Source organism: Acidobacteriota bacterium, assembly GCA_016196035.1.
Classification (GTDB): Bacteria; Acidobacteriota; Blastocatellia; order RBC074; family RBC074; genus JACPYM01.
On record JACPYM010000005.1, the window covers coordinates 79176 to 93427 of the forward strand.

General features: G+C 58.9%; 15 protein-coding genes. 12 read left to right on the plus strand and 3 right to left on the minus strand.

Annotation, left to right across the window (positions count from 1 at the left end; translation table 11 throughout):
- Positions 1–250 precede the first annotated feature (250 nt).
- The 3 genes from HY011_01830 to HY011_01840 all read right to left on the minus strand — a co-directional run bounded on the left by HY011_01830 (position 251) and on the right by HY011_01840 (position 4396).
- Positions 251–1972 carry a hypothetical protein gene (locus HY011_01830; protein MBI3421655.1) on the minus strand — a complete coding sequence of 574 codons (1722 nt, stop codon included), beginning with the start codon at positions 1970–1972 and terminating at the stop codon, positions 251–253.
- Between the two features lie 499 nt (positions 1973–2471).
- Positions 2472–2897, minus strand: coding sequence for a hypothetical protein (locus tag HY011_01835; GenBank protein MBI3421656.1), 426 nt, complete (start codon positions 2895–2897; stop codon positions 2472–2474).
- An 89-nt stretch (positions 2898–2986) separates the two neighbouring features.
- Positions 2987–4396 (minus strand): BamA/TamA family outer membrane protein, encoded by a 1410-nt coding sequence (locus tag HY011_01840; protein ID MBI3421657.1) that lies wholly within the window; start codon positions 4394–4396, stop codon positions 2987–2989.
- A gap of 197 nt (positions 4397–4593) precedes the next feature.
- Here HY011_01840 and HY011_01845 point away from each other — a divergent pair, with 197 nt between their 5' ends.
- The 12 genes from HY011_01845 to HY011_01900 all read left to right on the plus strand — a co-directional run bounded on the left by HY011_01845 (position 4594) and on the right by HY011_01900 (position 13973).
- A complete protein-coding gene (locus HY011_01845; protein MBI3421658.1) occupies positions 4594–5091 on the plus strand; it encodes an N-acetyltransferase in 498 nt (165 codons plus the stop codon).
- A 269-nt stretch (positions 5092–5360) separates the two neighbouring features.
- Complete coding sequence (mscL, locus tag HY011_01850; protein ID MBI3421659.1) at positions 5361–5747, plus strand: large-conductance mechanosensitive channel protein MscL; 387 nt, start codon at positions 5361–5363, stop codon at positions 5745–5747.
- Positions 5748–5833: 86 nt separating this feature from the next.
- Positions 5834–6598, plus strand: a complete 765-nt coding sequence (locus HY011_01855) for a hypothetical protein (protein MBI3421660.1) — start codon at positions 5834–5836, stop codon at positions 6596–6598.
- Positions 6599–6720: 122 nt separating this feature from the next.
- A complete protein-coding gene (locus HY011_01860) occupies positions 6721–7821 on the plus strand; it encodes a sigma-70 family RNA polymerase sigma factor (GenBank protein ID MBI3421661.1) in 1101 nt (366 codons plus the stop codon).
- Positions 7822–7980: 159 nt separating this feature from the next.
- Positions 7981–9396 carry a zf-HC2 domain-containing protein gene (locus tag HY011_01865; GenBank protein ID MBI3421662.1) on the plus strand — a complete coding sequence of 472 codons (1416 nt, stop codon included), beginning with the start codon at positions 7981–7983 and terminating at the stop codon, positions 9394–9396.
- A gap of 211 nt (positions 9397–9607) precedes the next feature.
- Positions 9608–10765 carry a M28 family peptidase gene (locus HY011_01870; GenBank protein ID MBI3421663.1) on the plus strand — a complete coding sequence of 386 codons (1158 nt, stop codon included), beginning with the start codon at positions 9608–9610 and terminating at the stop codon, positions 10763–10765.
- Complete coding sequence (locus HY011_01875) at positions 10762–10926, plus strand: hypothetical protein (protein ID MBI3421664.1); 165 nt, start codon at positions 10762–10764, stop codon at positions 10924–10926. Before HY011_01870 ends, HY011_01875 begins: the two co-directional genes overlap by 4 nt.
- A 151-nt stretch (positions 10927–11077) precedes the next feature.
- Positions 11078–11323: a GlsB/YeaQ/YmgE family stress response membrane protein gene (locus HY011_01880; GenBank protein MBI3421665.1), complete on the plus strand. Its 246-nt coding sequence runs from the start codon at positions 11078–11080 to the stop codon at positions 11321–11323.
- 62 nt (positions 11324–11385) lie between these two features.
- Positions 11386–12075: a hypothetical protein gene (locus HY011_01885; GenBank protein ID MBI3421666.1), complete on the plus strand. Its 690-nt coding sequence runs from the start codon at positions 11386–11388 to the stop codon at positions 12073–12075.
- A gap of 173 nt (positions 12076–12248) precedes the next feature.
- Complete coding sequence (locus HY011_01890) at positions 12249–13418, plus strand: N(4)-(beta-N-acetylglucosaminyl)-L-asparaginase (protein ID MBI3421667.1); 1170 nt, start codon at positions 12249–12251, stop codon at positions 13416–13418.
- Positions 13419–13441: 23 nt separating this feature from the next.
- Positions 13442–13735: a BrnT family toxin gene (locus HY011_01895; protein MBI3421668.1), complete on the plus strand. Its 294-nt coding sequence runs from the start codon at positions 13442–13444 to the stop codon at positions 13733–13735.
- Positions 13713–13973, plus strand: a complete 261-nt coding sequence (locus tag HY011_01900; protein ID MBI3421669.1) for a hypothetical protein — start codon at positions 13713–13715, stop codon at positions 13971–13973. The genes HY011_01895 and HY011_01900 overlap by 23 nt, the downstream gene beginning before the upstream one ends.
- The last annotated feature ends 279 nt before the right edge of the window (positions 13974–14252 follow it).

Genomic DNA, 14252 nt, shown 5'->3' on the forward strand with positions numbered 1-14252 from the left:
CAGCGCCACCCCAGTACCACCACGGTAATGGATGCGCGCTGTGCCGCCGGCTATTGGTTGAACAGCAGTGGCAAGTTTGCCCGCTCACACCGCTGCAATTTCCGGCTTTTACGCAAAGTGCCTTTTTCGTTGTACTACTTAATTTCCGCTGCGGCGCGCGCAATGTAGTCGCTCATTGCGCCCTTGTAAAGGGGTTGGTTCGCAGCCCGCGCCGAGCTGGCGAGCGCATTGTTTTCGACTCAGCGCGGCGTTACTTGCCCCCCGCCGCAGCGCCTGCGAATTGATTGATCTCGCGTTGAATATCCTGCCAGCGTTGCGTGAATTCCGCCGGAATGCGCGTGCTGGGCAGAATGCGATTGGCGATGGGGACGCCGTTGGTCAACTCGCGCACCGCACGGCGGCTCACGTCCGCAGGCAGCGCCCCACGCAGCACACGCGCCGATTCGGCCAGCCGGTCAAAGGCGTACAGCAACTGCGCTTCGGGTTTGTCTTTGGTGCGCGCGTCATCAAAACTGTAGGTGCCGTCGCCAGCCCGCAACGCCTGCATCCAACGCGCATAATCTTCCACCAGCGCATCCAGTTTGTCAGAGATGCGCGTGCCTGCCGCCGAATACGTTTCTTTGGTCGTGCCGCCGCTGCTCGCGCTGGTGCCGCCGCCACCGCGCGTCAAGGGCACGGTCGCCCGCGCGGTGGTCGGCCCGCGCGCAATGATGCGTTGAATTTTGCGCTCGGGATCATCCACCGTGATGACTTTGGTCGGATAGGAAATCACTTGCGCGGCCATGCCCTGGGGCGGAAAGCCTTTGAGTTTGATTTGCAGGACGCCGTTTTCGACGCTGGATTCCGGCGCCAGCCGCCAGCCGGCGGTCGGCGCCTGACCCGTGATCGAAATCAACAGCTTGCCGTCAGCGTTGCGTTCGGCCAATAGATTGCTGACGTTGACGGCCTGCAACTCCCCGGCGTCGCGTCCGGTCTCCAACGGGACGGGCGCTTTGACGGGGCGGGCTGCCGGACTGTTTTGCGCTGGTCTGGTGGGGCTGGCGCTGCCTTTCGGTGACGACCCCTGACTGTTTTTGTTCGCGGCGCCTTTCAACGGCGGCGCCGGACTAAAAGTGGTGTTCGCCTGGGGACGCGGGCGCGGCACCGAGGTCTCATAGCCTGCTGGCGGTGGATTCTCGTAATTACCGCCGCGTGTTCGTGGCGTTTCATTGAGTGGTTCGAGTGCGCCAGATTCCGCCTGCGCGCCGGACGTGCCGTACAACGCGAGCGGCTGATTTAACTCAACCCCGATGGACATGCCTGGTTCTGCCACAGCCTGTTTACCTTTGGCGAGCAAGGCCGCCGCTACGCCTATGCCCGCGCCCAGTCCCGCGCCCAACACCGCCCCTACAGTGACCGCGCCGATCAGCGCACCCGCGCCCGTGCCCGCGCCGATAAAGGCCACCGTGCGCTTTTTGGTGGAACGCTGGCCTTGCAACGCGCCTTCGTTATCCAACTGCAATTGTGTCTGGCCTTCGGCGGGCACCAGCAGGGCGTTGAGCGGATAATGCTGGTCGCCGATGAGCAATTCGCTGAAGCCGACCTCAATGATGCCGGGCTGGCGATGCATGCGGGCGCGTTGCACAAATTCGACCCGCCCGGTGACCAGGCTGTCGCGCGGCACCAGCAAGCGCCGTTGCTCGTCGAACACAGAAGCTGTCACGCGCGCGCGAAAAACATCGCCGACACGCGCGGACTTGGAATCCAGCCGCGTTTCGACGGCGCAAAGCAAGGTCATGCCTTTGGGCAGGGTGGCCGCGCTCGTCAACAACTGGGCGGGCTGCGGCGCGGCTGTGGTGTCGCTGGTGGGCCGACGCAAACGGTCTTGGGCCTGTGCCGTCAAGGACGGCACGGCCATCAGGGCCATCAAGGATTGAAGCAACAGGGCAGCGCACAATAAGAAGCTACGCCCGGCCAGCCAATAAAATTTCATAACGCACCTCGGGAAAAAGCTGGTTACAAGTCACGTTCGCGGGTCAGCCCAATGCAGGCCTGGCAAGCGCCCAGTGGGCGGAACAGACACCCACGGCAATTGCTTACCTGCATGGTCAAAGGACAAGCTGTTTGATTTGTTGAGGGGGAACCAAGTGTATGCTGGCGGCGTAGGCTTGTAAAGCTGATCTGGCTTGCACCTTCCGCCAAACTTATGCGGGCAGAAGGTGCAAGCCAGGGTTGCGTAAAGTTTTACTTCAGGTTGTACGCGCGGCGACCGCAGTGCTTCAGACGACTGCGCGCACGCGGTTGCAACGCGCTTTAGAGCGGTTCGCATTTCGATGTACGGGAAAATTCGCGGAGCGGGGCGGTACCGCGCGCGTGAGCAAGCGGTGACTAGGCGGTTCGGCCAACGGCATAAGCTCGACGCGCCGCTTGCTCACGCGCGCGGTACCGCCCCAGCGCTACACGTTATCCCGTACATTCAATTATAACCTGCTTTAATTGTCTACTTCGTCGCCTTCCGCATCTTCTTTGCCCTTGAGTGCCTTGGCGACTTTTTTCTCGGCGCTCGAACGGCTCAACTCATAGATGATGTCCTGGCCGTCCCACACCTTGCGCAAAAAATACTGATCGCCATAGCGGCGGAACGAGAGGCGCGATTTCATCTTTTTGTTTTCTTTGTCGCGCACGGCGGTGAAATTGATCGCTTTTTTGCCCTTGTTATTGCTAATGCGCATGACGCCGGTCTCGCTGACCGATTCGATGATGTATTCGCCTTTGGGAAACTTCTTGTTGCCAATGTGAAAGTCAAAGGGAACTTTGGCTTGGATGCGGAAACTGATAAGCGGCACGGCCAGGGTCGAAGCCGAAGCCATAAAAACCATAGCGCCCAACAGCGCCAGTTTGACCAATTGCTTTTTCATAACGATCTCCTGAAAAGAAAAGGCCGCCTCTGTTGGCAGAGAGCCGCACGAACACCTTGCGCTGCCAAAAGCGGCGGCAGATTTGTGAGTTAGAATCCGCGCCCGAGGGTGAAGTAAATTTTATTGGCCTCGTTCGTGTGCGCGAAATCCAAACGAACGGCGAAATCTCTGTTGTAACGGTATTGCACGCCGATGCCGGTGCCGAAGCGCCAGTTACGTGAGTCAAAACGGTCATTGCCGCTGAATTGCGCGGGCAGCCGGGGCCGCTTATCGCCCCAGACCTGACCGCCATCGCCGAAGCCGACGAGATCAAGACCACGCCGGTCTTTCTGTTTCCAGACGGTCTGGCGCAACTCGGTCGAAAAGAGCAGCAGGTTGTTGGCGCGAAAACGGAAGGTATGGAAGCCGCGCACATAGCTGCGCCCGCCCAGTGCAGACTCATCGTAGAAGGGAATCAGGTTGTTGCTGCCGGTGGGGTTCTTCAACTCGACATAATTGCGGACGGCGAGCGAAGTCCAGGGGCTGCCCAAGGGGAGATAGCCGCGCAGATCGGATTCAAATTCCGTCCAGCGATACCCGGTCGCGCGGTCGCCCGTGCCCCGGTTGCCGCCGAGGCGTTCGTACACGTAAAACCCTTTGGTCAGCCCCTTTTCGTTGTTGCGGAAATTGGCCTCGGCATAGACACCGTAAGAAAAAATGTCGAGGTTCGTGCGCAAGCCGGGCGCAAAGCGCAGCGGCTCCGGCGTGGCCGGGTTGCCGGTGAACAGTTGATCCACCGGTTTGTCCTTCTTATCCACGCCGCGATAGGTGGCAGTGTTGGCTTGGCGCACGTAGCCGCCAAGCTGGAAATGTTTCGAGAAATCATAAAAGTAGGCGCCAGTGACGGAGCGTTGTTCAAGATCAAAGTTCGTCTCGAAGGCATCCGTCGTGCGCGGGCCGATGCCGAAGAAGTTGTCCTTGGTGCGGCGCAGGTAGGTGAAATAAACCTCGGCGTGCGAGTTTGCCGAACCGAGCTTGGGCACGTAAAAACCAACCTCGCCCTTGCGGTAAAGCCTAGTCGAAGTCAGCGCGCGCGCCCGCAATTCAAGGCCCGGCAGGCTGTCGGCGGTGGTGAATTCAACGCCGAAGCCACCGAAGCCCGCGCCTTGCTCGAAGCCGCCGAACAAGCCGTTGACATGCTTGACGAGTTTGATGCCGAGCAGGTTTTCGCGGCGCGGGGCATTGCGGTCATAGGTTTTGACGCGGTCGGCGAGTTGGTTGGGCGTTTGCGAAGCCGGTTCGGAAATCGGCGTGGGCGTTGGCGCCGCTGAATTCAGCGGCGCCAACGTAGAGCGCTCTGGCGTGCTGCTCAAGGTCGAAGCGGTTGTGAGCTGCGTGCTCACCTGCTTCAACGGTTGAGAGACATTTGATTGGGCATAGGTGGCGATGGTAAAGGTGAAGGCGCAGAATGCACCGGTGATTGCGCAGGCCGTAGCCTGTATTTGTGGGGTTGTTTTCATAATCCATTCTCCTTAGTCGTTTGCCGCAGTTTTATCTTTTATCTTTGTGTTTGAGGTAGTCAGCGTGCGTTTTGCAATACGGAGAGCGCCCGCTGGCTGGATTCAGTACGTTGCTGCAATTACGCTGTCATCAAGCCTGCGTAGTTTGCCAGATTCGTTTTATTTTGGGCAAATTGATCTGGCGTCGAGGAGTAACGATGGAATTCACGATTGCACCGCTCACCGTGCGCGAGTGGCCGCAAGTGCGCGCGATATATCAAGCGGGCCTGGTGACGGGCCAGGCGACGTTTCAGACCAGCGCGCCCGCTTGGCCGGAATGGGACGCCGGTCATTTGCCGCAGTGCCGTCTGGTTGCTTGTGCGGGCGAAGCCGTGCTGGGTTGGGCGGCGTTGAGTCCCACCTCCAAACGGGCATGCTATGCGGGTGTGGCCGAAGTCAGCGTTTACATCGCCGAAGCCGCGCGTGGCTGTGGCCTCGGCACGGCCCTGATGACCGCGTTGATTGCTGAATCTGAACAGCAGGGCATTTGGACATTGTACTCATCCATCTTCCCGGAAAACGCGGCCAGTTTGCGCTTGCACCTCCGGCATGGGTTTCGCGAAATCGGCAGGCGCGAGCGCATTGCTCAGTTGCACGGCGTCTGGCGCGATACGGTTTTGCTGGAGCGCCGGAGCCGCGTCGTTGGTGTTGATTGAACGGGCCTGAAGTTTGCACTTGTCGCTTCGGAGCGGCGTGTGCCCGTGACACGCGGCGGCCTTGCCAGCTTGCCAGCTTGACAGCCGCAGTGTTGCGGTTAAAGATCGTGCCCGCATTTCATCCCCACAAACAGCAGTAGCCACACCAGCGTTTCCCCCCGCAAAGCCTCTCTTACCAGCAACGTCGGGAGCGGCTCGCCTCGCGCTGCTTTTGAGAAGGCGTCTCACTGACCAACCAGAATTTAGCCAGCTTTTAGGAGGATTTCGGCATGTGGAACGAGTTCAAGGAGTTTATCAATAAAGGCAACGTCTTTGATTTAGCGGTCGGCGTCATCATCGGCGGCGCCTTCGGCAAAATCGTCTCGTCCGTGGTGGACGATTTGCTGATGCCGCTGATCGGCAAGGCGCTGGGCGGCGTGGATTTCGCCAGCGCCAAAATCGTGCTGGGCACCAGGCTGGAAGGCGACAAGGTGGTCGAAATCGCGCTGCGTTATGGCAGTTTCATTCAACACGTGATTGATTTCGTCTTGCTGGCCTTGGTCGTTTTTCTGTTGGTGCGGGCCTACAACCGGATGCGCGCCGCCGCGCCGCCGCCGCCGCCTTCTTCGACCGAGGTGTTGTTGACGGAAATCCGCGATGCCTTGAAAGCGCGCTGATCTCAACAATAGTGCGGCTTACAAAAGGCAGGGTGAGAGGCCCTGCCTTTTGTTTGAGAGTTGCTGAAAAGGTCTGTGGTGTTCTCATGCTCGAAGTCATTGCCTGTTCGGTGGCCGATGCTCTGGCCGCTGAAGCCGGGGGCGCAGACCGGCTTGAATTAGTGCGCGATCTGGAAGTCGGCGGGTTGACCCCGCCCTTCGCGTTGGTGCGAGAAGTGTTAGCGGCGGTGCGTATTCCGGTGCGGGTGATGTTGCGCGAGGAGGAAGATTTTTTTGTCCAGGACGCAAAAAAGATTGAAAGACTTTGCGCCCAGGCCCGTTCATGCGCTGAGTTGTCGGTTGTCCGGTCAAAGGCAGCCACAGCGCAAGTGGATGGGTTGGTGTTAGGGTTTTTGACAGGTCAACGAGATGCCCCGCGCATCAATCACACCTTGCTCGCGCAAGTCTTGGCGAGCGCGCCGGGGACCAAAGCGACGTTTCATCGCGCGTTTGAGGCCGTGCCGGATTCCTGGCAGGCGATTCGAGAACTCAAACGCCATCCGCAAATAGATCGCATACTGACGAGCGGTGATTCCAAAGACATTAACAAAGAATGGCCGCAACGATTGACAGGGCTGGCTGAGTTGGCTCGCGTGGCCGCGCCGGAGATCGCGATCCTGGTGGGCGGCGGCGTCGAGCGGAATACTATCGAGGCACTATGCCAAAAAAAGACGAAGGTCGAATTTCACGTGGGGCGGGCGGTACGCGAACCGTGCACGAACAGCGGAGCGGTGCGCGCCGCTCTGGTGCGGAAACTGGTCAAGTGCTTGCAGGACGGGGCGGCTGTGTGCGGGGGAGAGTTGGAGAGTTGAAGAATTTCTCCCTTGCTCCCCGCCCCTTTGTCGCCCCGTCTTTGCCTGGCGTGCTAGAATGCGCGCGGCTTTTCACCCTTGCAAAGCCCTTAAGTGTTTGGAGTTCGGGCCTGAGCGCCGCCGTGACCAGCGCCCTGGGCGGTGATGGTCTGGTGTGGGCGAATGAAACCGGATTTGGCGCGGGCGATTTTGCCGTCACGAGCGAGACCGCCGCAGAGGCCGAACCCCGATTCGCTCCGGTGCGCGACCGGCTGGCAGAGGCGAAGTTGGCGGAGATGAAGACGGACGATTTCACAGCGCGTTACGCACGCACCATTCAGTCTCTCTGGGAGGGCGTGGTGGAGCGTTACGGCGTCACGCAAGCCGAGTTCGCTCAGCGCTTGCAAGCTGTGCTGACGCGCGCCAACAAAAACGCCGACACTGCCGCAGAACTCGAACACGCCGCCGACGCTTTGACCAGCCTGCGCGCTGACGAATTATGCCTCGCCGTTGCCTGCGAAAAGGGCGATGAAAAAGCTTGGCGCACCTTTGAGACCGAATACAAACACGGCATGCACGCGGCGGCGCGGGCCTTGACCAAAGACGATGCCGAGGGCGAAGACCTGGTGCAATTCGTCTTCGGCGAGCTTTACGGCATCCGGCAGGAGGGCGACCGCCGTTTGAGCAAGCTCGCGCATTATTCGGGGCGCGGTTCATTGGGCGGCTGGTTGCGCGCGGTGATCTATCAGGCCTTCATTGATCGCAAGCGCCAGACGGCGCGCTTTGAGCAGGTCGAAGAGGTCAGCGAATTCGACCGCCTGGCCAATCACTACGCCGATTTGGCGAACGGCGCGAACGGCTATCACGCGCCGCTGCACGCGCCCATAGTGCATCCCGATGACATCGAAGACACGCGCTTGCGCCGCGCCACCGAAGAGGCGATGTCGCAGGCCTTTGCCGCGCTCGATCCCAAAGACCGGCTGATGCTCAACTATTACTATTTCGATGACCTGACGTTGCGCGAAATCGGTTTGCTGATGAGCGTGCACGAAGCGACCATCAGCCGCTGGCTCGCCAAAGCCCAAAAACAGGTCAAAAAGAAAACCGAAGAAATTTTGCAGCGCAACTATGGCTTACGCCGCGCCGAGATCGCCGAGTGTCTGGCCCTGGCGGCGCGTTCAGAAGTGGATGTCAGAAAGCTGATCAGCGAGGCGAGCGCTGCCGTCGTCGAGCGCGCGCCCTGATGATTGCGGCTGAAATTTGATCCGAGTTTGACCGACACGCTTTTCGTCAATACGCAAGCTTAGGCTCTCAAGACGTTCAAGTGGCGACAGGGAAACGGGAGCAGAGCCAGTCTTAACGGTTTGCACCTTTGGAAACCCCCTTTACAAAGTGAAACAGCAGTGGCACACAAACAATACAATCCGGCTGATGATTTTGACCTGATGCTGCGGCGGCATCTGCGGCAGGGCGGCGCGCCGGTTGCGCCCTGTGCGGGCTTCGATGCCGACACGGCCAGCGCCTATGTCGAGCGCGCCCTCGCAGCGCCCGGCCAGCTTCGATTTGAAAAACATTTGGCAAATTGCGCCGCTTGCCGGCGTCACATCGTGGCCTTGGCGCGCTTGAGCGATCAACTTAGCCCCTTGCCCGCGGCGTCACCAGCCGCGCCCGTACAGGTTGCCGAACCGTTGTGGACGCGCGGGCGGCGGGCCGTGGCGCAATGGCTCGATTTCAGCGCCTGGAATTCAGGTTGGACGGCGGCGGCGGGCGTGGCCTGCGCCGTGTTATTTGCCGTGCTGGGCGCGGGCGTTTGGTGGCGCGCACAGGCGCCGCAAGCCGGGCAGGCTGCCAAGGTCGCAGCGCGGCTTGCCGAAACGCCTGCGGCAATGTCCGATACCGCTGAAAGCACGCCGCCACTTTCCGCCAATTCGTTAAATGACGCGGCGAAGAATGCCGCAGCGAACGTGGCCCCGACGACCCCGACAACATTGAACCAGCCCGCTACCAACGAGCCGGTGGTGACCACACAGCCGGGCACGCCACTGATTAGTTTGCTCAAGGCTGAGTCAGCCGCCCCCGCGCGGCCTGCCATTCCGCCGCCAGCCACCACGCCGAATTTCCCGGTCACGGGCAATCCGGCGGCGCTGACCGCCCACACGTCGGAATTGCGCGCGCTGGCAATGGAAGCCAGCGCGCCAACCGTGGCCGCGCCGCCCGTGCCAGCCCCGGCGTTCAATCCGCCCGCGACGGCAATTTCATTCAATCATCAAAATGGCAATCAACCGGCTGGCGGGGTTAGCCCTCTGCATCTGGGTGGTGTCATCCTGCCGGGGGAGATGGGCTTGCAGCCAAGCCAGCCTGAGACAAAAGAGATGGCGAAGGAACTGCTTTTGCCAAAACCGCGCCGCCCTCGCTCAGGAGAAGCGCTTGCGACCAAGGCGGATGCCGGCAAGACCGCCAGCAACAACGAATTATTGAAAGCGCTCAAGGGCCGTTCGCTCGGGTTTATGCCGCTGAAAGGTTCCGATAAGGAAGCCAAAGGCATTGACGCCCGCACTAAAGAGGCCGACCTCAAAGAAGCCCAGGAGCAACCAAAACTCTTGATGAAGCGGCTCAACGGGCACGTCTTTTATTTCGACCACGGTTTCTGGATTGATGAGGATTACAAGTCTGAAACTTCAATGACCATCAAGCGCCTGCAACGTGGCAGCCAGGAATACCAGCAAATCCTGATTCAAAACCCTTCGCTCGAACAGTTCTTCCAACTCGGCCAGGTCATCGTCGTGTGGAAGGGGGTTGTTTACGAAGTTCGGAAGTAGTCAGTAGTCAGTAGGCGAGAGCTGTAAGCCTGACTTGTTCCCTTCTGGCTGTTTCGCCTACTGACTACTGACTACTGACTACTGACTACTGACTACTGACTACTGACTACTGACTACTGCTTCCTATTCCAAACCTTCCCGCCTATAATCCCCGGCGTAATCCCGCTATCTGGCAAAAATACCGTCCGTTCCAAATGAGAGAGGAAGATCAATGAGACAAGCGCTCCGCTTGAGTTTCGGTTTTGTCTTGCTGGCCAGTCTGGCTTTGCCCGTGGCGCAAGCACAGCAGGTGCAAAGCGCCGCCAAACTCAATCCCCAGATCGAAAAGATCGTCGCTGAAATTTCGGCGGCTAACATCGAAGCCAACCTGCGCAAACTGGTGAGCTTCGGTACGCGCCATACCTTGTCAGATCAGGAAAGTGAAACGCGCGGCATCGGCGCGGCGCGGCGCTGGATCAAGGCCGAGATGGATAAATACAGCCGCGAATCCGGGGGCCGTTTGCAAGTGACCGAAGACGAATTCATGCAACCCGCCGGGGGCCGCGTCACCAAAGAAACCAAACTCGTCAACGTCGTCGCCACGTTGCCGGGTGTCCAAGCCGAAGCCAAAGACCGCCTGGTCGTAGTCAGCGGCCATTACGACTCCTGCGTTTGTAAGCAAAGCATGACCGATGCCGAAAGCGATGCGCCGGGCGCGAGCGATTACGCTTCGGGCACGGCGGCGGTAATGGAAATGGCGCGCGTGATGTCCAAATACGAATTCGACGCGACCATCGTGTTTATGACCGTGCCGGGCGAAGAGCAGGGCTTGTTGGGCGCGCATCATTGGGCCGAAGAGGCGAAGAAGAAAAACCTGAACATCACGGCCATGTTCACCAACGACATTATCGGGAACACTCTGGGCGACAACGGCGTGCGAGATAACCGGCGCGTGCGTGTTTTTGCCGAAGGCGTGCCCACGACCGAAACGGAAGCCGAAGCGCGCGCGCGCCAATCGAATGGAGGCGAAAACGACGGCCCTTCGCGGCAGTTGGGCCGTTACATCAAAGAGATTGGCGAACGCTACGTGAGCAATTTTGAAGTGACGTTGATTTTCCGTCGAGACCGTTATGGACGTGGCGGCGATCACAGCGCCTTTTTACAACGCGGCTTTCCGGCGGTGCGTTTTACCGAACCGAATGAAGCCGACACCCGTCAGCATCAGAAAGTGCGCGAGGAAAATGGCATCAAATACGGTGACGTGTTCGAACTGGTTGACCCGGCTTACATTGCGCAAGTCACGCGCGTGAACGCGGCAGCCCTGGCGAGTATGGCGCTGGCGCCAGCCGCGCCCAGTTCTGGCAACGCAGCGTCGAAACCGGCGCGGTGAACGATTTCGTCGTAAAGGGGTATTCCAAAGACGATTACTTTTTTGCGGTGCAAGCCGTGGACAAAGACGGCAACGCCAGTGTGCCAGTGTTCCCGCGCGCGCCGCAAAACAATCGGGGGAGTGCATCAGCAGCGAATCCGGCCACGAACCCGATTCGCTGAGGTCTTGATAATTTAAGTATAGCAATCATCCGTAGTCTTTCCGCAGTGCGAGAGTGTAGTAGTTGCTCCGAAGCGGGCTGGCTGGATAAGCATCCACCCCTTGCTGGCCGCTTCATTGACTAACACCAGTGATCTGAAGGGAGAAAACAAGATGAATTCATGGCTTTGGTTTTTGATTATCGGCGCCGCCGCGGGTTGGTTGGCTGGCACATTGATGCGTGGCGGCGGATTCGGTTTACTTGGCGACATCCTCGTGGGAATCGTGGGTGCGGTAATTGGCGGTTGGTGTTTTGGCTTTCTCGGCATTCATGCTGGCGGCCTGCTTGGTTCGCTGGTCACCGCGACGGTGGGCGCGATCATTTTGATCTGGATTATCCGCATGCTCAAAAAAGCTTGAGGCATTCGGTTGACTGGCGGGCAGGGCGGAGCACGCCGCCTTGCCCGCCGTTTTGAGGTTTTATGCAGTATCGCAAGTTATTATTCGCCATTTTTCTTCTTTGTCTGAACGTTACTTACGCGGCGGCCCAGCAACCTGCCAAAGTGCGCAAGCCTGTCAAAAATCCGCCGCAATATCCGAACATCATTGATCTGGAAGGGCAGCAGCCGCAGCCCACGCAACAGCCGCAAACACAAGTGCCACCCCCCGCCGCTACGACGCCCGCGTTGCAATCCGAGGCGCTGGTGCAAGCCGTGATGGTGTTGGCGGGCGAAGTGCACACGCTGGTGGGCGAAATGCGCGCGCTCAATTTGCGGCAGCAGACGCAGGTGGAAATGGCGCGCATGACGCGGCTGGATTTGCGCGTGGATCATTACGAGCGCGAGTTGAAAACGGTCAAGGACCGCCTCGCCGCGCTGGAAATGGAAGAACAAAATCTGAATCAGTTGATGTCGCGCGAAGGCTTGCTGGCGCAAACCGCGAACATGGCTACGCTCGACCGCGACGCCACCATGCGTCAAATCAAACAGCAACAAGAAACCCGGTTGCGGCTGGTGCTGGAGGAAAAGGAACGCTTGCGCCGCGTGGAAGCAGACCTGACCAAAGAGTTGAACGCGGTGAAAGCGGTTGGTACCGAATCGGAACAACGTATCAAACAGGCCGAAGAGTTGTTGAAAGGCATTTCACCCACGTCACCATCTGACAAACCGTAAAACACCTTGGTTCAAGCATGAAGGAAATGCGCCGCAGCTTGATGCCGATTTACGCAGACTGGGGATGATCTGATGTGCGTAATTCGGCGTTGAGTTGCGGCCAAACTGTTTTTCACTGAGCCATTGCCATCAAAAGACAAACATCATCAGGAGGCACGATGAACGAAGACAATTTGAAACGGCGTGATTTCATCAAAGGCTCGGCGCTGGCGGGGCTGGCGGCACCCTTTCTACCCACTGAAGCATTGAGCGCTACCACCCCACAACGTGCTGCGCTTGGACAAGCCTTGCCCGTCATCATTTCCAGCGCGAACGGCGCGAACGTGCCGAAACGCGGCGTCACCCCGGCAGGCATCAGTTGCCTGGAACGTGCGATGCAAATTTTGAAAGCGGGCGGCGATACGCTCGATGCCGTCGTCGCGGGCGTCAACATTGTCGAGGATGACCCCGATGACAATTCGGTCGGTTACGCCGGGCTGCCCAACGAAGAGTGCGAAGTCGAACTCGATGCCAGTGTTATGCACGGTCCGTCGCGGCGCGCGGGCGCGGTCGCCAGCATCAAAAACATCAAGAATCCGGCCTCCGTCGCCAAACTCGTGCTCGAACGCACCAGCCACATCCTGATCGTCGGCGAAGGCGCGCAGAAATTCGCGCTCAAACACGGTTTCAAAAAAGAAGACCTGTTGACCGAAGAGTCGCGCAAGGCTTGGCTGGCGTGGCGCGAAAGTCTGAATCCCAAAGACAGTTGGGGTCCCAACTGGCACAAGCCCGCCTCCGCTTCCACGCGCAAGGTTTCGCAAACCAACCTTTCGCCTGAAGACGCGCGCCTGCAAAACTGGATTGCCGAGGTTTTGCACTGGCGTCCGACCGGCACCATCAATTGCCTGGCCGTAGACGCCAACAACGACATCTCCGGTGTCACGACGACTTCGGGCCTGGCCTGGAAGATGCCCGGCCGCGTCGGCGATTCGCCGGTGATTGGCGCTGGACTTTACGTAGACAACGAAGTTGGCGCCGCCGGGTCAACCGGGTTGGGCGAAGAGAATATCTACATCAGCGGCGGGCACACCGTTGTCGAAATGATGCGCCAGGGTAAATCGCCGACCGACGCCGCAATGGAAGCCTGCAAACGCGTGGCCGCGCGTTACGGCAACAACCAGCAGGAACTGGCCGACATAGACATCATCTTTTACGCCGTGAATAAGAAGGGCGAATACGGCTCGGCAGCGTTGTGGAACGGGCACCGTAACACACGCGGCGAACTGCAACGCAACAAATTCGCGGTGCACGATGGGAAAGCGGCGAAGCTGTTGGAGACGGCGTATTTGTTTGAGCGGAAGTAAAACGTGGCATTGAATGCTGGCGTATGGGTTACAGATTCAAATGGGATCCAAACAAGGCGGCGGCCAACCTCGTCAATCATCAAGGCGTGAGCTTTGACGAGGCCAGCACTGTCTTCGACCATCCGCCGGCTCGAATCTTTGACGACGAAGTTCACTCGTTTGATGAGCGGCGCGAGATTATCATCGGGCCTTCGATAAACGAGCGGTTGTTGCTGCTCTGCTTTATCGAACAGCCCAACGAAATTATTCGAATCATCAGCGCGCGGTTGCCGACCCCGCGCGAACGTAAAGCTTATGAAGAAAACACCGGTTTCTAAAACACCACCGGCGGAATCACAGGAGATGCTGCCGGAATACAATTTTGACTATCGTCAGGCGCGGCCGAATCGTTTTGCGGGACAGCTCAGTGAGGAACGTCTGGTGGCGTTGGTTGACCAAGACGTTGCACAAGTGTTTACGACCGCAGAGTCTGTCAACAATGTCTTGCGCGCTGTGGTTACAGCGCTGCCTAAAGCTGCAAAGCCAAAAACGGCTCGGAAACAAAAGCACGCCTAGCCCAGCCGCGAACAAGCGGGGCGAATGCGGCTCGGCGTCTCTGTGGAACGGGCAGCGGCACATGCGCGGCGAATTGAGCCGCAACAAATTTGCGGTGTAAGGAAGCGAGGCTGTTGGAGACGGCGTATTTGTTTGAGCGGAAGTGAAGAGTGGCAGTGCGAAGTTCACTTCTAGGTAGGTGGCATGAGGTGTCTAGCATTAGACACCGGTGTCTAGTATTGGATGCTGGTGTCTAATGCTAAATCGGAACAACCAACATTGGGACAGTGCGCCGGTACG